The sequence below is a fragment of the Chitinophaga fulva genome, assembly GCF_012927205.1.
Lineage (GTDB): Bacteria > Bacteroidota > Bacteroidia > Chitinophagales > Chitinophagaceae > Chitinophaga > Chitinophaga fulva.
The window spans coordinates 3,726,892-3,747,893 of record NZ_JABBGC010000001.1; the positions used below are offsets into that span (position 1 = coordinate 3,726,892).

A 21,002-nucleotide genomic window follows, 5' to 3' on the forward strand; every position below is an offset into this window, starting at 1 on the left:
ATTTACAGGGCGTATTGTTCTTTATACTGTTTGGGAGATAATTGGGCCTGTTTTTTAAAGAAATTGGAGAAATAGAAAGGATCATTGAAGCCCAGTTTATAAGCCACCTCTTTGACGGAAAGATCGCCATAGGTCAGCAGCCGCTTGGCTTCCGAGGTAATGAGGCCGTAAATCACGTTCTGGGCTGTTTTGCCGGCATGCAGGCGGGCCAGTTCGTTGAGTTTGGCTTCTGTGGTGCCCAGCAGGGAAGCCAGCTCCTTGAGGGGATAGTTGTGCTCAAAATTGTTCCTCACGGCTTCGAGGAATTTGAGGAACAGGGCGTCGGGTCTCCATATTTCATCGCCACGCTGCACCTTGGCCCTGTTGATGGCCACCAGTATCAGCGTGATGCGGCTGTGGACAGAGATCAGGTACTGATAAGGCTGTTGCGCTACTTCCTCCTGTATGAGCGCCAGCTGCATGTCCGCTACGCCATGGCCGACGGGTATCACCTCATTCATCGCAAAATGACAGAAAAGGCCGTTGTGGAAAATCAGCTCTATATCGTTATCATCCTTACAGAAGAAGTCAAGGGTAAATTCCAGCAGGTACCCGGTGGCCTGGTTGTTTTCCCGGACATGGTGTATCTGACCGGAGGTGATGGTGATAACATCGCCGGCGCCAAGGGTAAAGTCACGGTGATCGACGGAGATGACCAGTGAGCCGGTATGGCAATACAGCAGCACATACCGCATCACGCGGCGTGGTTTGTCCGGAAGAGCGGACGGTTCAAGTGTGGTGATGGTAATCATCGACATAAATGGAAGATACTATTTTACCTGTATGGAAGAAGCCAGTTGCTTAAAGTATTGGAGGTCGCGTGTGTCGCCTTTTTTGCTGAGGGCCTGCAGTACGATGGCCTGATCTCCTTTCACCACTACACAACAATAGGCGGTCACCGGTTTGTTTTTCAGCTGCCCCTGTATTTCCAGCTGATAGGCTTCATTGTTATTGATACGGTCATTGATTTCCTCTTTGGTTTCCGGATCGGTGAGGCCATACTCCCGGAATTTGCCTACCATGAGGGCGGCGATTTCTTTCGGTTTGGCGGTGTTGTCGTTGGGGAACTGGGCCACCATGACAAACGGTCCGTCAGGATCTTCCTTGGTGTCCATCCCATTGACGGTATAGATGTAGAGGCTGGCAGCGTACTTAAAGAAGCGGAAAGGCGTATTGGTGGTATCGATCGTGAAATTGGCTGTTTCAAAGGGATCTATCTTCTGCTGCGGGTCGTACCAGATAGTACGGAGACTGGCCAGCATTTCTTTACCGGCGGCCTCATTGCCGGTGGGATATACTGCCATCACCGAAGTGGAGAAAGTGGTATCTCCGAAAACAAGTCCCAGGGTAACATGTGTTGGAGCGCCCTGAGCGGCCACAAACTTAGCCGGGTAGCCGTCTATCTTCAGCTCCTGGTAATTATACACCGTAGCGCCTTTTTCGATAAAAGCTTCCTTGCTGAAGGAGGCAGCATTGGTGTAGAAGTTCCCTCCCGGCAGGTCATATACGTTGATCATGCCTCTTTCTTTGTGATGTAACCCGATGAAGTTTTTGGCGATGTCGTAGTGTGCCGGTGGAATGATATACAGATGGGTCCCGGGGATACGTATGTGCCGGGCTGTTTTGGTATTGCGGATAACGCTGTCCAGCTTGTACTGGGAACGGGCGCCAACGGCAATACACAATAGCAGGCAAAGCGACAGGAGTGTTTTCATGTGTGATCGTTTACTATCGGAAATGATGAAGGCGGGAGAAAAAGGACCCAAGCAGTTGGCAGGGGGAGGCTTTGTATTACTCCGGCGGCATAAATGTCGGATTTTATTTTCATTTTCTGACGCCTGTGCTATAGCAGGTTGACGGGGGCAGGCGCTGCGGGGAGAGCAGTAACTAAAGCGCCTTACAACGTTATGTTGTAAGGCGCTTATTTTTACCAGCCGAAGCGGACGTCGTACGTACCATTTTGAAGATAAACAAAAGTGTGACGCTAACTGACTAATCAGCCATAAACAAAAACATATAACCGTCACCGTTGTAAAGGCTGTTTTCCTGAAGTAATGTATTGTTTGATAAGTTTTATATGCCGCAGGATGGCTTATTTTGTCACCCCCTGACTTTCACCTACATTAGTCATACGGATGATTAAATGTCCGCGCGGTATGACAAGAAAAGATCTTTGTGCTTATCTGCAGTCACAGTCATTGGCAGTTGTTGCCAGCATCAATAGTGTCGGGGCGCCACAGTCTGCGGTGGTCGGCATTGCCGTTTCCAATGACATGGAAATCATTTTTGACACGGTTGACAGCTCCCGTAAATACGCCAATCTTATGTCAGATCCCCGGGTGGCGCTGGTCATTGGATGGGATAATGAGGTGTCTGTTCAACTGGAAGGAACAGCCAGGTTGCTGCCACCGGGTGAACCGGACCCGTTGAAAGAAGTGTATTATGGCGTTTTCCCCGAAGGCCGTGAACGTACGGCCACCTGGAAGGGGTTGGTACATTTCGCTATTACGCCGCACTGGGTCCGTTACAGTGATTTTAAAGACCAGCATAACCCGGTCCATGAATGGGACTGGAAATAGTATAGCGCGCAGCTATATAAGGGGCCAGCATTACTCCCGAAAGTAATTCATAATGATACTGCTGATCGTGTCCGCCCTGTTAAACACCATGAGATGTCCGCCGCCTTTTATCCGGTAATCAGGATGTACGAGCCTGCTGGCAATCACCCTGTCGGCCGTGCCGTGTATCTGGACGGTGTGCTCGGGAGGTTGTTTGTTTTCCCAATGGGAGATACCTTTGAGCGCCCACCGGAAAAAATAAATATCCGTGCCCTGTAATAGCTGCTTTAAAGCGTTCTTGTCCATTTTGGTGCGGGCGCCAAAATAGCTGTAGGTGAGGAAGTTCATGCGCTTTAACAACACACGGGGGATGAGCCGGTAAAGGCCCAGCCTCATGAAAAAGAATTGAAATTTGCTTAACTCATCCTTCGTTCTTGCAGAGGAGATCAACACCATTTTTTTTACGTTGATGAGTTTGGATACTTCCACGGCAACAATGCCGCCAAAAGAAACCCCGATTATATACGGGTTTTCTACCGTGATCTGGCTTCGTATCCTGGCAGCATACTGGGTAATGGATTCGTCCCGTGATGACGGTACCCAGTTGATGTACACTTTATGATAGCCCGGAAGGTCCAGGTTTCTGAATATACTTGAGTCAGCGCCAAGGCCGCTAAATAGATAGATGGTTTTTTCCTCTTTAGCGCTATCCGCCGGGGGGTGAGAAAACCCAGGGAGACTGCAGCATATGAATAAAACAAAAAGAATCACTTTCACACTTTGCGCCATAAAAATCTTCACTTCTTGCCCGATAGGCATGTTATTAACGTTGCCGTTTAAAATATTATTGAAAAAATTGAATTATTAAAACATGGATTCTCCATCCACATTGGCAGAGTTAGCATAAAATAGCATGGATGCTTTAGGCGTGAGCAGTATTTACAGGGATGTTGCCTGATTACACAGGCAATTGATAGAACCGGCGCAAAACTATAAAATATCCATTTGAATGCAAAGTAAATCTATCCGGGTTGTTTAGAACTGTCAGATTGTATTGTGTGAAATCTATATGTAGCAGATAATCAAATGTATAGTTGTTTTTTAATCATGTCGACTTGGTAGCGGTCGGAAGCGTATATCACTGGCCGGCTGTTAGGGTACAGCCCAACAAAATGTATTTATCCCGTGTTATTTTTCTCTGTAAGTATCTGATACCCCATTACAATTAAAATATGCAAGCGTGATTATGGAACGAGGAAAATTATATGTCCAATATGGCAGCGGCCCTTTTTCTGCGCCCCCGGGCTGGATGAATTTTGATGCCTCACCGACGTTGCGGCTGCAGCAGTTGCCTTTGATTGGGTCTCTGCTGAAAAAGAGGATGCATGTGGCTTTTCACCCCGATGTGCTCCAGGGGGATATTATTACGGGATTGCCCGGCATAGGGGAGAACTCCTGTGACGGTGTCTATTGTTCGCATGTGCTGGAACATCTGTCGTATCAGGATTGTCTTACGGCCATCCGTAATACCTATCATATACTAAAGCCCGGTGGTCATTTCCGCTGTGTATTGCCCGACCTGGAAACGGCGGCACGGAAATATATAGACAACCTGCACGTGGAAGACCGGGAAGCCAACGTGAAGTTCATGGAAGAGACCCTGCTGGGACGACACCAGCGGCAGCGCGGCATCCGACAGCTGGTACAATCCGCATTCGGCAACAAGGAACATCTCTATATGTGGGACCATATCTCGCTGGCCCATCAGTTGCAAAAAGCTGGTTTCAGGAAGGTACGCCGCTGTACATTTAATGATGCGGCCGACGGAATGTTCCGGCTGGTAGAAGAGAAAACGAGGTTTAACAATGCAGTGGCATTAGAAGCTGCTAAATAACGATAGCAAAGCCTTACAACAAAGCGTTGTAAGGCTTTTTTAGGTTAATATGTGTCCTATTTGCCCATACCCTGAAGTGCCGTCAGTGTTGCTTCCCCTACAGCCTGTGCGGAAGCGGGATTCTGGCCTGTAACGAGCCTTTGGTCGGTGACAACATGTTTTTGCCAGAGCCCTGACTTTTCAAAGATGCCCCCGCGTGCAATTAATGTAGCTTCCAGCAGAAAGGGGACCACGTTGTCAAGCTTTACCGCCGCTTCCTCTTCATTGGTGAATGCATTCACCTTCTTCCCGTCTACCAGGTATTGGCCGTTGCTTAACCGGATATTCACGAGGCCTGCCGGGCCGTGGCAAACAGCGCTTACCACACCACCCGCTTCGTATATCTTTACAGCGATGCCGGCAAGTTCAGTGTTGTCCGCAAAATCCCACATGGCGCCATGCCCACCGGCATAGAAAATAGCGGCGTATTTTGAAGCGTCTACTGCTGACGGCTTCATCGTATGTGTCACCTTTTGCTGATAGGTAGCGTTGTCCCAGAATTTTTTGTTGATGGGGTCTTCGAGGTTGAAACCATCAACAGGGGCTTTACCGCCCTGTGGACTTACAAAATCAATTTCGTAGCCGGCATTGTGGAGCACTTCCCAGGGGTGTGCCACTTCTGCAAGATAGTAACCGGTAGGTTGGCCCGTATTGCCTTTTTTGTCGTGGCTGGTCACCACAAACAGGATTTTCTTTTCCATATGCTTTGCTTGTTGTTTAGTTTGTGCTGCTGCCGGGTTGCAGATAGCAGCGGTAATAGTCATTAGTCCAACTGCTATTGATAAGATTGCCTTCTTCATACATATTTGATTTGACAAGGCAAAACTCCTCAAAAACGCCATGACAGCACAGGAACTATGTCACAAGTTTAGTGTGAGGTAGATCACATTATTTGGAAAACCGGCTCAGCGTTTCCCTTGAAACACCTAAGTAAGCGGCAATTAATGTCTTCGGTACCCGCTGGAAAAGTTGAGGGTAGGTGACGAGCAGTTGATGATATCGTTCTTCTGCTGAACTGTTCAATAAAGATAAAATCCGTCTTTGTAAGGCAACATAACCGGCATTCGATTTTCTTCTGAAAAAATGCTCGATTTTATGCAGCTCCGCACATATTTTCTCCCTGTTGTGCAGGGATAAACAAAGGACTTCTACATCTTCGATGCAGTCAATTGTTAAACTGGAAGCTGTTTCGTTGAAATATGCCTGGTAGTCCGTGATCCACCAATCCTCCCAGGCAAATTGCAGGATATGTTCTTTGCCGTCGTTGAGGTTTGTATAGGACGCTTTTAAAAGACCTTTGGTAACGAAGAAGTCGTTGGGAACAGGAGCATCTTCCTGGACCAGGAATTGATGTTTTTTATATTTTTTGGGGGTGAAGTGGGATAGGATGTATGTAAACTCACTGTCGGTGAGTGGTGTGATTTTTTCGATGTGTTGTCTTAAAAGTTGACTCATTTTGTGTGGCGGTATGGTGGCGAAAGTATAACAATTTATTTTTATTGGGCTTTCCAAATAAATCACTATTTTAATATGCCAATTAATGAAAAACCTATGCACACATAAAATTGACACCCTATTATGATTAAAAAGAATTGAACCTGCTATTGATAAACCGCTCCTATAATTGTATAGACTAACTAAATAGTATCATCCTCACACCTCAGTAATAACCAAACCTGCCCTGAATATTAATCTATCATGAAAAAGAAAGACGATAAAGTTAATGTGATTTTAATTGGATGTGGTCCTCACGCCAGACGTATATATCTTCCGGCATTACGTAACATGAAACAGGCGAAGCTGGCTTTAGTAATTGATTTGGAAAGCGAAGCCTCCATCGTACGTAACGCTATAGGGGATTTGGAAACGGAATTATGGTTAATTCAACCTTTTGCCAATGAGTTGCCGCCGGAATTGAAATCCAGGCTTTCAACATTTATTTTGGAACACCAGGTGAAAGGGGTAATTATTGCTACTGAGCCGCTTGTACATAAAGCTTACGCCGAATGGGCTTTAGCCAATGATCTCAATGTTCTGATGGACAAACCCATAACAACGAGAATAGATGTCACAAGCAATATAGATAATGCCCAAGGGATCCTGCATGATTACTTTGAACTGCTGGATGCATATAATGATCTTCAAAGAAGAACAGAAACTGTTTTTATGATTAACTCCCATCGGCGTTTTCATAAAGGGTTTCAGTTTGTGAAGGACCAGATCCATGAAGTTGCCTTGAGGACAAATTGCCCGGTAAGTTTTATTCAGGCGTATCACAGTGATGGACAATGGCGATTGCCTAATGAAATTATCTCGCAGAAATACCATCCCTACTGCTTCGGGTATGGGAAGGCTTCTCATAGCGGGTATCATATTTTTGATACCATTTACCAGTTTTACAAAGCCTCTGCGTTGCCGGGTAAAGTGGCAGATGAAATGGAGGTGATCAGTTCTTTCCTAAAACCCAATGGTTTTTTTACACAGTTGAATGAAAATGACTACCAGTCCGTTTTTGGCGAGGAATATAATCAAGTCAACCCCTGGTCAGAGCAACAGCTGCGGGAAATATGCCAAAACTTTGGAGAGATTGACATTTCATCCATTATTGCGCTAAAGAAATATGGAGAGGTGGTCGCTAATTTCAATGTAAACCTGGTCCATAATGGATTTGCCGGAAGAACATGGGTTAGGCCGGGTGAAGATTTGTACAAAGGGAATGGACGGATTAAACATGAAAGTTACCATATCCAGCAAGGCCCGTTTCAAAGTATTCAGATACATGCTTATCAGGCATATGATAAACATGATAAAAACAGGGGCATTGAAGAGCATTTGGGAGGGAAAAACCATTTTGATATATATGTATTTCGCAACCCATTGGTGGCTGACGGTGAAATTCAACCGAAAGTGTATAAATATTCAGATCTGGCTGGAAATCATGCTGGGGAAGGTGGTGCTGCCATAACAATGGAATGGGTTAAATTTAAAGTAGTAGAAGAGTTTATTGATTATTTAACGGGTAGAAAACAGAAAGGCGAAATTTCTTCTCAAATTGAAGACCATGTTATTCCTGTGAAGATAATGAGTGGAATTTATTGCGCTCATATTAATAAACAAAGGGCTTGCTACAGTTTTGAAATGGATAACCCTCAGCCATCAGAACGTTATTGCAAAAACGGCAGTTCTAGTGCTTTGGTATAATGCCACGATATTGAATCTTTTGGAGATCTTATCAGGCTGTTCAATAACAACGAAATTTCAAGAATAGAAAATGTACGAAGCTGTTATAAAGAACCTGCGGCGGCACATTGAGCCGACCAGGGAAGAGACCGAAATTTTTTTATCCCTGGCGGTGGCTAAAACCATTAAAAGGAAGGAATTTTTATTGAAAGAAGGGGACGTGGCAAGACAGCAATTCTTTGTGCTCAACGGTTGCCTGCGGACCTATACCATTGACCAAAGCGGAAAGGAACATGTGTTGATGTTCGCGCCGGAAGATTGGTGGTGCAGCGGTGATCTGTACAGCTTTTTGTCCGGACAGCAGAGCGTCAATAACCTCGAAGCGCTGGAATCCACCACCCTGTTACAAATCGGCAAAGACGATTTAGACGTGTTATTTCAGCAGGCGCCAAAATTCGAACGATTTTTCAGGATACTGTTTCAAAACGCTTTTGTTTTTCATCAAAACAGGATCAGTGCCAACCTTTCGCAACCCGCGGAAGGCAGATATGAACTGTTTACACAAGCTTATCCTGATCTTGAAAACCGTATCCCACAAAAGTATATAGCCTCGTATATCGGTGTTACCCCGGAGTTTTTTAGCCAGATGAAAGCAAATATGTTCCGTAAAAAATCTTAATGTACCTTATTTTTTGAGGTATGATATGATCGTTGCTTTGTTGTATTAAATCATACAGCATATGGAACACAAAGCAAACGTACAGCCTGTTTTCGGCGAAAAGCCTTTTGCTGAAAAAAAGTTTATTGACATAAAAGGTCGCCGGATGGCTTATATAGACGAAGGAGAGGGCGACCCGATCGTATTTCAGCACGGCAACCCCACCTCATCCTATCTCTGGCGGAATATAATGCCTTTCTGCCGAGGACTTGGCCGCCTTATTGCCTGCGATCTGATTGGCATGGGTGACTCGGAAAAGCTCCCCGATTCCGGACCCGGACGATATACTTATTTAGAGCAACGCAGTTTTCTTTTTGCGCTTTGGGAAGAACTGAAACTGGACAAAAACGTGTTGCTGGTACTTCATGACTGGGGTTCTGTATTGGGCTTCGACTGGGCCAATCAACACCGCTCCCGTGTGCAGGGTATCGTTCACATGGAAGCATTGGCGGTCCCTTTTAAATGGGACGAATTTGAACCTAAAATGCGTGATGTATTCCGGGCATTGCGTTCTCCCGCTGGCGAAGAACTGGTTTTGAAGAACAATGTATTCGTTGAAAAAGTATTGCCGGCAGGGATTTGCAGGGAACTCAGTGATGCCGAGATGGCGGAGTACCTGCGGCCTTATCTTAACGAAGGGGAAGACCGCCGCCCCACCTTATCATTTCCACGACAGATTGCCCTGGACGGCGAACCCAAAGAGGTAGCGGAAGTAGTGACGGACTATGGAAAATGGCTTCAACAAAGCCCTGTTCCCAAACTCTGGATTCATGGCAACCCCGGCGCCGTGGAGAATGACAGTGTTCGGGCGTTTTGCGGTACATGGCCCAATCAAACAGCGATAACAGTAAAGGGGAAACATTTTTTACAGGAAGACAGCCCCATAGAAATTGGCGAAGCTATTGCTGCATTTGTAAAGAAGTTGCGCCGGTAGAGGAAGTGATGCTTTACCCAAACAAAAAAGCTCGTATCACCACGAGCTTTTTTGTTTGGAGGGACTAAATTCGACCGCACGCAGTGTCGTGATGCAAATAGGGAAATGTTATATGTAAAATATTATCATGTGTATTGGGAAAACCTTTTCATTGCAGTAGCCAGTTGAGCTATCGTTTTTACTGCTGACCAGGTTTGATCCTGTTGATCATGTCAAACCCAAATTGAAGGAGAAAGAGTGGGTGAACGAGACAAAAAGAAAAATGGAATAAAGTGGGGTGTAATGCAATCCTGTAAAGCGTTTTTGCGAAGTCGGCACAACTTCATAGTTATCTAGATATCCTATAAGTCAGCCATTAAAAATGAATGGGCGGCTAACATTTTACAGGATAAATATATGCTTCACTGTTAGAAAATAGGGCAAAAGTGATTATTTTTACCCTTTGGTTTTAAAAAATATTTATTCACCATAAAATCCAAAAAAAAGCCGGCCATATCTCAGATACCTTCGAAAATTACAACGATAGGAAAAGGATTTGGATAGGCGCTATATTGTTGTTTGGTAGCAAAAAGAGGACTTCATGCGAACTACATTAAAATCACTATGTCTGCTGGTATTACCATTGGCCAGCTTTGCACAGAAAACTGTTTTACCCGGCCACCCAGACGTTAACACCGCTCGTTTGAAACCTGGAAAATCATTGTACACGATCTACTATGTGAAGGATCAAAACTGGACAAAAAAGGGAACTTTCACCAATGAAATAGCCGTTTCCGGGAATGAGCTGAAATTTATAGCCGACTACATAGATGAAAATGGAAAATGGTACAAAAAAAGAACTTCTGTAGCGGAGGCAAAAACACTGAGCCCTGTCAGTTACAAGATGGAAGGACTAAAAAACACATTGGAGCTGAATTTCGGAAATCCTGTCACTGCTAAAGAACGTTTTGTGAATGGAGCAAAGGACAAACACGTAACAATAAAGCCCAATGGGAAATTTGTTGATTTTAATGTGTCTGAAATTCTTTTTACCACTTTACCGCTGGACGTGGGTTATAAGGCTATAGTACCGGAATTTTATTTTAATAACAGCCCTGACAGTGTATTGTCGAACTACGTGATAAAGGACGTAAAAAGCTACATACAGCGCTCACCTAAAACAGGAAGTCATGAAAGCTGGCTCGTGAATGTGCTGGAAGAAGAGTCAGGGGCCATTTACACTTATATCATAGATAAAAAAGATCACCGTATCTGGCAAAGGGAGATGCCTGTGGGCGGAGGAACGATGGAAATTTGCGTGAATGAGGAACTGGATTACCAGCCAATAGAAAGCAAGTTTGACAAAGAAGAAAATTTAAGAAAATTAGAGAAGGGGAATAGCGTCATTGTAGGTACTGCCTTCGCAAGGGATCGCGGTGGAAGTAAACTGCAGGTGATTAATATCAACAGAGCACAGTATGCTCCCAGGGGCACCGTGGTATCCATTCTTCCCAATTCAGCATACATCGAAGAATGGAAAGAAGTAAACAGGAAAATCAGGAAAAGGAACAAAATCCCTGAGGTGCCTATCGATCCTAACGTTGCCGCCTGTATTAAGAAAACAACCGTGTATGATGACAAAGGGCATTTCGAATTTACGAACCTGGAGCCCGGCGAGTATATTTTGCTGACCACCTTTGGGTATACACACCGGTATTCCTATTCCTATCAGTCAGGGACTTCGAATTTAGTTCACCCAAGCGGAGCAGTATTGTCATCCTCGCCTATTTACAGCTCTGGTAGCGGCGCTACAGGAGCTACTGCAGAAATAGAAATGAAAGTCACCATCCGGAAAGATGGCGATAAAGTGGATGTTAATCTGAAAGATGTGCGATAAGTTTTTCAATAAAAACATTAATAAAAAGCCTTCAACTTATTACAAGTTGAAGGCTTTTTCATGTTGTGGTATTTTTTGAATTTATTTTTTAGCCCTACTGACATAACGTTGTCACCAGCGGTATTTTTCTTTGCCGGACTAAAAACATTAATTATGAATTTTTCTTCGGCCAGGATTATCACCGCTGACATCAAGCGCCTCGTTCAGTTTTATGAACATGTTACCGGAACGCCTATGACGTGGTACACCGATGAGTTTGCTGAATTGCGTACTCCCCTGGCATCGCTGGCAATTGGAAGCACAAAGACATTGGCATTCTTTGGTGGAGACGAAGTGGCGGAAGCCGCTGCTAATCGCTCAGTTATCATTGAATTCAGGGTGGAAGACGTTGATGAATGTTATGAGACGTTGGCCGGCTTCCTGGATAAAGTGGTGGTGCAAAAACCAACTACTATGCCCTGGGGTAACCGGTCATTGCTGTTTAGGGACCCGGACGGTAACCTCATCAACTTCTTTACACCAGCGACTTCAGATGCTAAGAGGAGATTTGAAAGCGCTGAGTAGAACGGACGATATAAGTACAGTTTCCTGTAGCAGCGTCTCCGGAGGAGCTTAAAGAGAAAAACTTACAACGTTTCGTTGTAGGTTTTTTCTGTTTCGTCGCCTTGTACAATGTTCTAAATTAATAAAAGAGCTTAACTTCGTGTCCATTCAACGATAGAGACCCATAACCCATACAATATAAACAAGCTTTAAACGCCTTTTAAATGGAACTTCAAAATTTGGACATAGATAATTATGTTAACTGGTACAAGGACTTATCGTACAAAGTGGAATTTGCAACAGCTAATGAATGGCGAATTAACAGGTATATGCATACCGGTTGGAGTTTATATGCGCGTTACGTACGCAATAATGAAAACATAAAATCAAAAGAATTATCAGAATGGTTGTCGTCGGAAGCAAAGAGCCTGTACTACAACGTACAGGAAGTGAAAAAATATATGGAAAGCGATGATTTGCCTCGCATTTGGTATGTTCCGCCTGTATCAGCGTGGTTTCACTTTGATGATGTAGTAGAGGGTTTCACCGATACTCCCATGGCGTCTATAACAGACAGATTACGGTCAGGTGCTTTACCGCCAATAAAGATATTCAGGGAAGAATTAGAGAGAATAAATCAAAAAGAATGGATTTTTACTAATAATGTTCAGATTAGCTACCCTTTCTATATATCCGACATAGAAAACGAGGGAGAGGGCTGGGTTACGCAGTTCGCCCTGTTTGTCAGGGATTGCCAGTTTGCTAAATTGCTGGCCAGCCGTATAGAAGAACTGGAAGGCCCCGCATCCGGAAATACTATCCGGCTGCCATGGCAGGGAACAGCAGAGGATTTATCAGAACTAATAAAAGCCCTTTCCCTTACCGCACTAAAAGGAGTTCAGGAAACAGAAATAATCACGGTGCTGGGGAATGTGTTTAATATTAACGATATGCCATTTAACGACGAATGGTACCAGGTAAATATTAACGAATTGCTGGATAAAGAGCCAAAGAATATGTTTACGGCCCAACTGCATCAGGCAATCAATAATTTTTGGATGAACGACAAAAATAGATGACCGGCAGATAATAGTTATATGACGGGTACGACCCAACGGAGATTGAACGGCTACTAATCCCTTACTTCGTTGTCAAATGATTTTATATTTATATTAGCTATTATGGTAGATTTATCTGATGCTGAGAAGCACATTCACCGTGTCACGAATTTTCAAGACCTTGTTTCTACGCCGTTTAGCGGGGAAACTAATGCGATTTGTTGGACCCGTCAACTAACGGGTGATTTTTCTGAGATCGTTAAAAAGGTGGAACTAAGCGGAAACATAACGGAAATTGAAGAAGAGGAACTTCGTGCACTTCAGTTGAGTGAGCAAGGGCAGCTTGCCCGCGAAATTCTTTTAAATGACCTGAAGGCATTGGAAGCTCATGGCGCCTCGCCAGTTCTTAATGTGATCAACTATTATGATCGGGATGATACGTACCCATTTTTTCCAACCGATGTTTATTCTTTTCATGTAGATCGCTCTCCCATACCAACAGATACTTTTTTATGCACCTACTATGGCGAGTCCAGTGAAATACTGCCAAATTCACAGGCGCAAAAGAAAGTACTTATTCCGGAAATACGTGATGAACTCAAAAAACTATATCATGGAGCCGAGGAAGGTTTTGAATCATTCTTAAGTGAACATTCCTTTGATCTGCATTATCAGGCTAAACCTAATGGAAGTCCCATAAGCTTAGGTCTTGGTCACTTATGGAGATTGGCGGTTGATCATCCTGAAAGTCAGGTTCCTCCTTGTGTTCACCGCGCACCAAAGGAAAAACCCGGGCAGAGCAGGTTGTTGTTGATCTGTTAAACACAAATCCTTAGTAGCAAAATAAATCTAAACGCGAAACCGCTCCCTGCCTTAATTTCATGAAAGATTTTTTTTAATCAGTCAACTTTTTATATCGATCAATCCTTATTTATTCATCTCAGCATCTGAAATATTTTGACCCCAAAACTGTAACAGACTGTGAATATGATAGCAGAGATTGGTTACAGCTAACCTCCACCATACAGCACATCTGCCAGGAATTGTAGCACTACAGTGGCCGGGAACAGTATTGTGCCCTATCGTCCTCTTTCGGTTTTCAGGTTCAGGAAACAATGCTTTTACTACACAGTGTATTATTCCTTCACTTCTAAAACGCAGCAAGATGACAACTTCATTTAAAAAACTGCTTGCAGCAGGACCAGCTGCCGGAATTTATCACAGAAATGTTCATTCGGGAATAGTGGTGATGCTGGTCATGCTTTTAATGATGGCTACCAGTTGCCGCAGATGGACCCCTGATGATTGTATCGATTGTGACTGCCTGTCGAAAGACTATAAACAAACTAACCTGGTTGCTGATACATCGGGCTTCGGGGCCGCCAGGATCGATCCTCTTCTTGTCAATGCCTGGGGGCTTGCAGTGGGGCCGACAGGTGCTTTCTGGATTTCTACCAATGGCAATGCCAAACTTAGTGCTATTTATCGGTATAGCGTTATTTATGATAAAGACGGGAACAAACTGAGGGCACCTGTTGTTCTCCCCGTGGTCGAATTTAATCCCAATCGTCCGACCGGTGTTGTGTTCAACAATACCAGCCGCTTTGGTGGCTCCCGTTTTATCTTTGCTGATGAAGCTGGTACCCTTATAACCTGGATTTCCGGCGATACTGCAGTTGACCAGCCAGCCCGCTATCAATTCGGTGCCGTTTACAAAGGCATAGCCATCGCCAGCGATAGTGGCAAACCATATATTTACGCGACCAATTTCCACGAAGGAACGATAGACGTGTTTGACACTGCCTTCAAATATATTCCGTACAAACAATTCCTTGACCCGAATATCCCGGCTGGCTTTGCACCATTTAATATCCGTAGCATCGATGGCTTACTGTATGTTACCTACGCTAAGCAGAAACTCCCCGACAAAAAAGTTGACGAGGCAGGCCCTGGCAATGGTTATGTAAATGTTTTCAGACCAGATGGTTCCCTGGTAAGAAGGTTCGCTTCCCAGGGCACGCTCAACTCTCCATGGGGTATTACCAAAGGCTGTAGCGGTTTTGCTAAAGACGACGACGATGTGCTCCTGATCGGTAATGCCGGCGACGGCCATATCAATGCCTATAGTGAAAGCGGTACTTTCCTCGGACAACTCCGGAAAGGAAATGATCCGCTGAAGATTGACGGATTATGGGCACTTGAAAGTCATGTGACCGGCGCCGGTAATAAAATATTTTTCACAGCAGGTCCTAATAATGGATCTCACGGCCTCTTTGGTTACCTACAGAAGAACGACGTTCCGCAGAAATAATAGCCTGGGCTTTCTCTTTTTTAAAAATTCATTATCAGACAGGCAATGATGACCCATGTCATTGTCTGGATGGAGCAAAAGTAAAGAGCTCTAAGATCTTTAGTGATAAAGACTTTAGAGCTTTTTATTTTTCGTCGGTTGGATTGGAGCGGCAACAATTGTAACATTCTTTTGAAAATAAATATAACAATCCGGAATTAATAATTATCTTTAAGACAGATAGCTGTATCTACAACAGCGTATCTTTCTGCCTTTATTCATTCCATCCTGCCTTTATTTATTCCATATTTTTTTCTAATAGCGTTCGCTTATTTAATTATCGAATATAACTAACCAAACATCTGATTGCTATGAAAAAAAAGGGATTTCTAATTGACATGGATGGCGTAATCTATAAAGGCAGTGAGCCCATTCCCGGGGCGGTAGATTTTATTAACGGGCTCAGAGACAAAGGGCTGCCTTTCCTCTTCCTCACCAACAACAGCCAGAGAACCAGCAGGGATGTTTGTTACAAGCTGAATAAAATGGGCTTTAGGGTAAATGATACGGATATCTTCACCTGTGCCATGGCTACAGCCAGGTATCTGGCATCCAGGAAGGAAAACGGTACCGCCTATGTGATTGGTGAGGGTGGCTTGCTGACAGAACTGCATAATGCGGGTTATTCAATTGTAGATGACCAGCCTGATTACGTGATTATCGGCGAAGGCAGAACTATCATGCTGGAGTCAGTGGATAAGGCTATTAATATGATCATGAAGGGCTCCCGGCTCATTGCCACCAACCTGGATCCAAATTGCCCGATGGGAGGCGGTAGGTACCGGGTAGGCTGTGGCGCATTGGTAGCCATGCTCGAATTTGCCACGGGTATCAAAGCTTTCAGCGTGGGAAAACCAAGTCCGGTGATGATGCGCATGGCAAGAAAAGCTTTGCAGCTCACTACAGATGAAACTGTTATGATAGGGGATACCATGGGAACAGATATACTGGGGGCAGGTTCCATGGGTTTCACTACTGTGCTTACATTAACAGGAGTGACCCGGGAAGAAGACCTGGCACATTTCGGCTATTCCCCGGATTTCGTTATCCGGTCCATCAGGGATCTGCTGGATGAAGAGCTGTTTATGCGGGTGATGGGAGCATCTGCACTTGTTACAAACGAATATTAAACAGATTAAGGAAGCTTTATTGCCATCAGGCTCCGGCCTGACGGTTTCATATTGTTTGAAGTGAACCTGTCAACTGGCTTGATGGCACCGCGGAAGATGTAATCTATTACATGCTGGAATTGTAATTCCAGCGGGGTAACAGGCAGATTACTAGTTCACGCACTAATACAATGCCCCCAAGAAGTGTCTAACCTTTTGGGGGCACTGCATAAAAGGAAAATAATGAGGTTACAAAGTGGCATAGCTTTGCTTACTTGGTATTATAATATCCTCCGAAATATTTTACAGGCGACCAGGCTGGCATTATGTTAGGAAGCTGTGGTGCCATGTTGCTATATTTACCGGTACCAAATACCACTCTGCCATCTACCACGGTCAATACGGAGGATATATTTTTTATTTCATCTTCTGGCACGGTAAAGTAGTCTGCGCTGAGCAGGACAAAATCTGCGAGGTTACCGGGGGCGATCCTGCCTTTTTCATGCTCGTTATGCTCGAACCAGGCGGCGCCAAGGGTATATAGTCTGAGCGCCTCTGCCCGGGTCAGACGATTGTTTTGGGCCAATACCACCGAACCGGAAACGGACTTACCGGAAATGGTCCAGCCAATGCCGATCCAGGGATTGTAGGAAGAAGCTCTGAAGCCGTCCGTGGTCATGGCCAATGGAATGCCACTGTTCACGAGGCTTCGCAGGAGAGGGGTCTGCAAAGCCTTCTCCGTTCCGTATGTCTTAATAAAAGCATCTCCGTGCAATGCCATTTTATCGTCCAGGGCAATGCCACCTCCCAGTTTTTTAACCCGCTCTATGTTTTCCGGGCTGATAGTCTCGGCATGTTCGATACTCCAGCGTAGTCCATCAAGAGGAGTTTGCCGGTTTATTTTTTCCAATGCATCAAGGAAGGGAGAGATATTTTCATTGTAGCTGATATGCATCCGGAAGGGTATTCTTCTTTTTACCAGTTGGCTCACATCTTCTTCAATGTAATGGCGCATGGTGTCGGCATTGATGACAACTGCCGGTTCATCAAAATTTTCGTAGTCGTGTAATGCAACCCTCAGCAATTCCCCAGCACCTTCATATTCATGGCCATGTACCATAGTGGGGTGAATATTCTCCCCGGGACTGATCGGAGCAATCCTTGTGATAGCCTTAATATCTGCCTCTACCATGGAGATGCCATCGGCATCCCCGGATTGCAGGTCGATAAACGGAAAGCGGATATTCAGCCGATTGTCCCGGATCAATGCCTGTAACGGTGCATGTGCGGCGGGATAACCTTTGATGCTGCCTCCATCATTCACTGAGGTGATCCCGAAACGGTTCAGGTCATTGATCACATACGCCATGGAGTTTACCTGTTCTTCGGGCGAGGGCTGAGGCACCATGTTCTCCAGGGCCAGGAAAATAAACGCATACCCAACAATCACACCTGTATATTGCCCGTTCTTGTCTTTCTCAAGCACGGTGCCCGGAACCATGGGGAACCGGGGCGTACCCAATCCCATGGCCTTCATGGCCGGCTTGTTTAAAAAGGCCCTGTTATAGGCATACTGCACAATAAGCGGCCTGTTGGGCACTGCATTGTTAAGCTCTTCCACCGTTGGGTGCCGGTTTTCCTTGAACTGATAAGGCGACCAGCCACCAATAACTTTCACCCATTGGCCTTCCGGCGTCCTTTGAGCTTGTTCTGTCAGCATTTCGAGTGCCCGCTTCAGGGTAGGTACGCCATCCCACCTTACATTGTAATTATAATTGCTTTCGTTGAGCACATGAAGATGTACGTCATTGAGGCCCGGTATCAGGCGGCGGCCGGTTGCATCGATCAGTTGGGTATTGTTGTCTTTCAGATTAAGGATCTCGGCATTTTGCCCTACTGCATATATCCTTCCTCTTTTTACCGCCAGGGCAGATGCTTCCGGTTGCGCGAGGTTCTGTGTGGTGATTTTGGCGTTAAATACGATCATGTCAGCGCCGATAAGCGGTCCGCCGGATTGGGCTTTTACGGTGATCACAAATGACGTTGCTATCATTAAAGCGGTTGCTTTTTTCATTGCTTTGAATTTTGATGTAAAAGATATTTCCCGTGTCTTTATGGTTTTGCCTGTTTTCTGAACTATCCCTTATCAGGCTTGCTGTTCATACCTGATCTTACCATACTTGCCATTATGAAAATCGCTATAGGCGGTGGCAATTTCCTGTTGCGTATTCATGACAAAAGGGCCTTGTGCTACAATACGCTCCGTATAGGTAGCGCCGCCAAAGAAGATGATGTCAATGGGTCGGTCTGAATGGTTCCGGCTTTCGATGGTACCGGTATTTTTTTCAAAAAGCACGAACTCACCCTTGCTGAACTCCATGTCATTGATCGTCGCATCGTTGACCAGGAAGGCGGCGTATTCGAGACCTTCTTCGTCTTGCAGCAGGAACGTTTTTCCGGGTTCGAGGTGGAGATGATAAATAAACTGCTCCAGGTAAACAGGGATTTTTGACGCGTACTGTCCGTAGGTGCCGGTAACTGCTTTTAACCACCCTGCATTATCATCCAGCTCCCTTACCGGGATTTCCGAGGACTGTACGGGAACATAGTCGGGCTTTTCGGCTTTGTTTTTCGCAGGCAGGTTCACCCAGAACTGAAATCCGTGGGTAAGTCCATTGTCAGCCTGAGGGTCGGGATTTATTACCTCGTCATGGATAATGCCGGTCCCTGCCTTCATCCATTGGGCGCCGCCGGAATATACCTTAGCATGATGGCCGTTACTGTCAAAATGGTCTGCTTCTCCGTTCAGCACATAGGTTAATGTAGCGATCCCCCGGTGAGGATGGGCGCCGCTTCCGTTCACTGCTTTGCGGGGTTCATCAGCAGCGTGCAGCACAGGTGGTACATAGTCCAGGAATACAAAAGGGCCTACGGCCTTCACATAATGATTGGGAAGGATGCGATAGATTTCATAATCGCCTACGTCGGCTCTGCGACCCTGCGATGTGAATGTGATCTTCTTTTTCATAGCATTTCGTTTTGGATGTCAGTGGTTGAGTTGACAATACAAAAATGCTATGAAAAGTGGGCTGAGAACGATGACAAATGCTGCAAAAAAACATTGACATTTATCAACGACCTGTTTGGGAGTGGTCTGCCTTTATTTTTTGGAGGTTTGGCTGCGCACCCGGCTGAGGGTTTCTTTGGCAACCCCAAGGTAGGAAGCTATGATATGCTGCGGAAAACGCTGCAGGAAATCGGGATATCTTTCGGCCAGGTCCGCATAGCGTTGTTCCAGGGGGAGGCTATTGGATGCATTGAGCCTCTTCATATTGGCGAAAGCGTGCTTTTCGTCCAGCTTCCTGCTCATTTCATGCAGTGCAGGGATGGAATTGAATTCAGCCAGCCTGGCCTGGGTGATCGTAAGGATGTCCGTGTCTTCCCAGGCATCAATGTTATAAACCGTGGGGGTAAGCATTACAAAACTTTCACGGTCACCTGCCCACCAGTCCTCCACATAAAGGCTCAGCACATGCTCCATGCCCTTGTCGTCAACGCTATACATCCGCATGGCCCCCTTCACGATAAATCCCATATACTTGCATACTTCGCCTTCCTGTAAAAAGTATTGCTTTTTCCGTATTTTTTTTGGCACAAAAATATCCTTAATGACCTTGACTTCTTCTTCATCGAGCGGCTTGGTAGCGTAAGCGTTTATATATGAGATAAGTTTTTCGTACATTAGTTTATAGGTTGTTGCTATACAAGATACGTTATTGACTCCGTAACGATGGAAAAAAATGATCAAAATACCCAGCCAGTTGATGTATGGTCCCTCTGCGCAAAATAGCCTGACCATTGAAGGATGCTCCGTGATAGAGCAGTGTTTCAGGACTACCGAAGAAAAAGGTATGATGTTCCTGGAAGAGCATGTATTGCTTTTTGTGCTGCAGGGCAGTGTTTCGCTTATACTGGGAACACGGACTTACACGGTTGGTAAAAATGAAATGACCTTGCTGAAGAAAGCAACGGTCGTTCAGTATGAAAAAAGGGGAGACTCGGACGGCGGGCACATTTACTACGGAATGATGTTCAGCATAAAAGACGACCTCATAAAATCGTTTCTGGCCACTACGGAAAAGATAACACCAAAAGGAACAGATGGTGAGACAAGAGCCGGAGTACATACAATGACCGAATGCCTGATTACCTTTGCAGCATCGCTTAGCCCTTATTTCCAGAACAGTTCCGAAGTTTATCCGGGGCAGCTTAGCCTGAAAATGAAGGAAATGCTGTACCATCTGGGCATAGGCAACCATAGCATATACCAACAGCTGATGCAGCTTCATCAGCCTGCAAGGATTGGAGTTCGCCACATCGTAGAAGAATACTATACCTCACCCGTTACAATTGCTGAACTTGCCCATTTGTCAGGAAGAAGCCTTTCCAGCTTTAAAAGGGATTTTCTGGCGGTATATAACATACCTCCTGCTGAATGGATACGAAAGAGACGCCTGGAGAAAGCAAGGGAAATGCTCGAAACAACCAACCTACCGGTATCGGATATATGTTTTTCCCTGGGTTTCGAAAATATGTCACATTTTTCGAGAATTTTTAAGGAATATCATGGAAAAACGCCCTCATTTTATCGTAACTGACAACTGACTGCCCACATCCGGTGGCATAGCGCGTCACTGCTTCCAA

Annotated in this window: 20 protein-coding genes; 12 read left to right on the forward strand and 8 right to left on the reverse strand. The window is 45.2% G+C overall.

Annotated features, from left to right (window positions below):
• Window positions 1-2 precede the first annotated feature (2 nt).
• Together HHL17_RS15110 and HHL17_RS15115 are read right to left on the reverse strand one after the other, a co-directional pair.
• Window positions 3-797: a helix-turn-helix domain-containing protein gene (locus tag HHL17_RS15110; RefSeq protein WP_240975318.1), complete on the reverse strand. Its 795-nt coding sequence runs from the start codon at window positions 795-797 to the stop codon at window positions 3-5.
• 12 nt (window positions 798-809) lie between these two features.
• Window positions 810-1,754: a hypothetical protein gene (locus HHL17_RS15115; protein ID WP_169225524.1), complete on the reverse strand. Its 945-nt coding sequence runs from the start codon at window positions 1,752-1,754 to the stop codon at window positions 810-812.
• A gap of 441 nt (window positions 1,755-2,195) precedes the next feature.
• Between HHL17_RS15115 and HHL17_RS15120 the strand changes: the two genes are divergently transcribed.
• Window positions 2,196-2,618 carry a pyridoxamine 5'-phosphate oxidase family protein gene (locus HHL17_RS15120; RefSeq protein ID WP_169225525.1) on the forward strand — a complete coding sequence of 141 codons (423 nt, stop codon included), beginning with the start codon at window positions 2,196-2,198 and terminating at the stop codon, window positions 2,616-2,618.
• Window positions 2,619-2,648: 30 nt separating this feature from the next.
• On the opposite strand, the gene HHL17_RS15125 is transcribed toward HHL17_RS15120, so the two are convergent.
• Window positions 2,649-3,416 carry an alpha/beta hydrolase gene (locus tag HHL17_RS15125; protein WP_169225526.1) on the reverse strand — a complete coding sequence of 256 codons (768 nt, stop codon included), beginning with the start codon at window positions 3,414-3,416 and terminating at the stop codon, window positions 2,649-2,651.
• 427 nt (window positions 3,417-3,843) lie between these two features.
• On the opposite strand from HHL17_RS15125, the gene HHL17_RS15130 reads away from it, so the two are divergent.
• Window positions 3,844-4,491 carry a class I SAM-dependent methyltransferase gene (locus tag HHL17_RS15130; RefSeq protein WP_169225527.1) on the forward strand — a complete coding sequence of 216 codons (648 nt, stop codon included), beginning with the start codon at window positions 3,844-3,846 and terminating at the stop codon, window positions 4,489-4,491.
• Between the two features lie 56 nt (window positions 4,492-4,547).
• Here HHL17_RS15130 and HHL17_RS15135 read toward each other — a convergent pair whose 3' ends face one another.
• Window positions 4,548-5,330, reverse strand: coding sequence for a type 1 glutamine amidotransferase domain-containing protein (locus HHL17_RS15135; protein WP_169225528.1), 783 nt, complete (start codon window positions 5,328-5,330; stop codon window positions 4,548-4,550).
• An 88-nt stretch (window positions 5,331-5,418) separates the two neighbouring features.
• On the reverse strand, window positions 5,419-5,985 hold the full coding sequence (locus HHL17_RS15140) for a Crp/Fnr family transcriptional regulator (protein ID WP_169225529.1): 567 nt from the start codon (window positions 5,983-5,985) through the stop codon (window positions 5,419-5,421).
• A 243-nt stretch (window positions 5,986-6,228) separates the two neighbouring features.
• On the opposite strand from HHL17_RS15140, the gene HHL17_RS15145 reads away from it, so the two are divergent.
• From HHL17_RS15145 to HHL17_RS15185, 9 genes are all read left to right on the forward strand, one after another.
• Window positions 6,229-7,731 carry a Gfo/Idh/MocA family oxidoreductase gene (locus HHL17_RS15145; RefSeq protein WP_169225530.1) on the forward strand — a complete coding sequence of 501 codons (1,503 nt, stop codon included), beginning with the start codon at window positions 6,229-6,231 and terminating at the stop codon, window positions 7,729-7,731.
• 70 nt (window positions 7,732-7,801) lie between these two features.
• Complete coding sequence (locus HHL17_RS15150; RefSeq protein ID WP_169225531.1) at window positions 7,802-8,389, forward strand: Crp/Fnr family transcriptional regulator; 588 nt, start codon at window positions 7,802-7,804, stop codon at window positions 8,387-8,389.
• A 61-nt stretch (window positions 8,390-8,450) separates the two neighbouring features.
• Window positions 8,451-9,362, forward strand: a complete 912-nt coding sequence (locus tag HHL17_RS15155) for a haloalkane dehalogenase (RefSeq protein ID WP_169225532.1) — start codon at window positions 8,451-8,453, stop codon at window positions 9,360-9,362.
• Between the two features lie 580 nt (window positions 9,363-9,942).
• Entirely contained in the window at window positions 9,943-11,238 is a 1,296-nt protein-coding gene (locus tag HHL17_RS15160; RefSeq protein ID WP_169225533.1) for a hypothetical protein, read from the forward strand.
• Window positions 11,239-11,391: 153 nt separating this feature from the next.
• Window positions 11,392-11,802 carry a VOC family protein gene (locus HHL17_RS15165; protein WP_169225534.1) on the forward strand — a complete coding sequence of 137 codons (411 nt, stop codon included), beginning with the start codon at window positions 11,392-11,394 and terminating at the stop codon, window positions 11,800-11,802.
• A 203-nt stretch (window positions 11,803-12,005) separates the two neighbouring features.
• Window positions 12,006-12,860 (forward strand): hypothetical protein, encoded by an 855-nt coding sequence (locus HHL17_RS15170; RefSeq protein ID WP_169225535.1) that lies wholly within the window; start codon window positions 12,006-12,008, stop codon window positions 12,858-12,860.
• A gap of 102 nt (window positions 12,861-12,962) precedes the next feature.
• Window positions 12,963-13,661, forward strand: coding sequence for a hypothetical protein (locus HHL17_RS15175; protein WP_169225536.1), 699 nt, complete (start codon window positions 12,963-12,965; stop codon window positions 13,659-13,661).
• Between the two features lie 343 nt (window positions 13,662-14,004).
• Window positions 14,005-15,150 carry a TIGR03118 family protein gene (locus HHL17_RS15180; RefSeq protein WP_169225537.1) on the forward strand — a complete coding sequence of 382 codons (1,146 nt, stop codon included), beginning with the start codon at window positions 14,005-14,007 and terminating at the stop codon, window positions 15,148-15,150.
• Between the two features lie 350 nt (window positions 15,151-15,500).
• Complete coding sequence (locus HHL17_RS15185; RefSeq protein ID WP_169225538.1) at window positions 15,501-16,319, forward strand: HAD-IIA family hydrolase; 819 nt, start codon at window positions 15,501-15,503, stop codon at window positions 16,317-16,319.
• Window positions 16,320-16,569: 250 nt separating this feature from the next.
• On the opposite strand, the gene HHL17_RS15190 is transcribed toward HHL17_RS15185, so the two are convergent.
• The 3 genes from HHL17_RS15190 to HHL17_RS15200 all read right to left on the reverse strand — a co-directional run bounded on the left by HHL17_RS15190 (window position 16,570) and on the right by HHL17_RS15200 (window position 20,040).
• A complete protein-coding gene (locus tag HHL17_RS15190; protein WP_169225539.1) occupies window positions 16,570-18,372 on the reverse strand; it encodes an amidohydrolase in 1,803 nt (600 codons plus the stop codon).
• Window positions 18,373-18,444: 72 nt separating this feature from the next.
• Entirely contained in the window at window positions 18,445-19,326 is an 882-nt protein-coding gene (locus tag HHL17_RS15195; protein ID WP_169225540.1) for a pirin family protein, read from the reverse strand.
• A 132-nt stretch (window positions 19,327-19,458) separates the two neighbouring features.
• The gene (locus HHL17_RS15200; protein ID WP_169225541.1) at window positions 19,459-20,040 is read right to left on the reverse strand and encodes a Crp/Fnr family transcriptional regulator; all 582 of its coding nucleotides are present in this window, start codon (window positions 20,038-20,040) and stop codon (window positions 19,459-19,461) included.
• Window positions 20,041-20,098: 58 nt separating this feature from the next.
• Between HHL17_RS15200 and HHL17_RS15205 the strand changes: the two genes are divergently transcribed.
• Window positions 20,099-20,956, forward strand: coding sequence for a helix-turn-helix domain-containing protein (locus HHL17_RS15205; RefSeq protein WP_169225542.1), 858 nt, complete (start codon window positions 20,099-20,101; stop codon window positions 20,954-20,956).
• The last annotated feature ends 46 nt before the right edge of the window (window positions 20,957-21,002 follow it).

Excerpts from the sequence above, each read along its gene's own strand:
- HHL17_RS15110 (WP_240975318.1), bottom strand. The coding sequence starts at position 797 with ATGTCGATGATTACCATCACCACACTTGAACCGTCCGCTCTTCCGGAC.
- HHL17_RS15115 (WP_169225524.1), bottom strand. The coding sequence starts at position 1,754 with ATGAAAACACTCCTGTCGCTTTGCCTGCTATTGTGTATTGCCGTTGGC.
- HHL17_RS15120 (WP_169225525.1), top strand. The coding sequence starts at position 2,196 with ATGACAAGAAAAGATCTTTGTGCTTATCTGCAGTCACAGTCATTGGCA.
- HHL17_RS15125 (WP_169225526.1), bottom strand. The coding sequence starts at position 3,416 with ATGCCTATCGGGCAAGAAGTGAAGATTTTTATGGCGCAAAGTGTGAAA.
- HHL17_RS15130 (WP_169225527.1), top strand. The coding sequence starts at position 3,844 with ATGGAACGAGGAAAATTATATGTCCAATATGGCAGCGGCCCTTTTTCT.
- HHL17_RS15135 (WP_169225528.1), bottom strand. The coding sequence starts at position 5,330 with ATGAAGAAGGCAATCTTATCAATAGCAGTTGGACTAATGACTATTACC.
- HHL17_RS15140 (WP_169225529.1), bottom strand. The coding sequence starts at position 5,985 with ATGAGTCAACTTTTAAGACAACACATCGAAAAAATCACACCACTCACC.
- HHL17_RS15145 (WP_169225530.1), top strand. The coding sequence starts at position 6,229 with ATGAAAAAGAAAGACGATAAAGTTAATGTGATTTTAATTGGATGTGGT.
- HHL17_RS15150 (WP_169225531.1), top strand. The coding sequence starts at position 7,802 with ATGTACGAAGCTGTTATAAAGAACCTGCGGCGGCACATTGAGCCGACC.
- HHL17_RS15155 (WP_169225532.1), top strand. The coding sequence starts at position 8,451 with ATGGAACACAAAGCAAACGTACAGCCTGTTTTCGGCGAAAAGCCTTTT.
- HHL17_RS15160 (WP_169225533.1), top strand. The coding sequence starts at position 9,943 with ATGCGAACTACATTAAAATCACTATGTCTGCTGGTATTACCATTGGCC.
- HHL17_RS15165 (WP_169225534.1), top strand. The coding sequence starts at position 11,392 with ATGAATTTTTCTTCGGCCAGGATTATCACCGCTGACATCAAGCGCCTC.
- HHL17_RS15170 (WP_169225535.1), top strand. The coding sequence starts at position 12,006 with ATGGAACTTCAAAATTTGGACATAGATAATTATGTTAACTGGTACAAG.
- HHL17_RS15175 (WP_169225536.1), top strand. The coding sequence starts at position 12,963 with ATGGTAGATTTATCTGATGCTGAGAAGCACATTCACCGTGTCACGAAT.
- HHL17_RS15180 (WP_169225537.1), top strand. The coding sequence starts at position 14,005 with ATGACAACTTCATTTAAAAAACTGCTTGCAGCAGGACCAGCTGCCGGA.
- HHL17_RS15185 (WP_169225538.1), top strand. The coding sequence starts at position 15,501 with ATGAAAAAAAAGGGATTTCTAATTGACATGGATGGCGTAATCTATAAA.
- HHL17_RS15190 (WP_169225539.1), bottom strand. The coding sequence starts at position 18,372 with ATGAAAAAAGCAACCGCTTTAATGATAGCAACGTCATTTGTGATCACC.
- HHL17_RS15195 (WP_169225540.1), bottom strand. The coding sequence starts at position 19,326 with ATGAAAAAGAAGATCACATTCACATCGCAGGGTCGCAGAGCCGACGTA.
- HHL17_RS15200 (WP_169225541.1), bottom strand. The coding sequence starts at position 20,040 with ATGTACGAAAAACTTATCTCATATATAAACGCTTACGCTACCAAGCCG.
- HHL17_RS15205 (WP_169225542.1), top strand. The coding sequence starts at position 20,099 with ATGATCAAAATACCCAGCCAGTTGATGTATGGTCCCTCTGCGCAAAAT.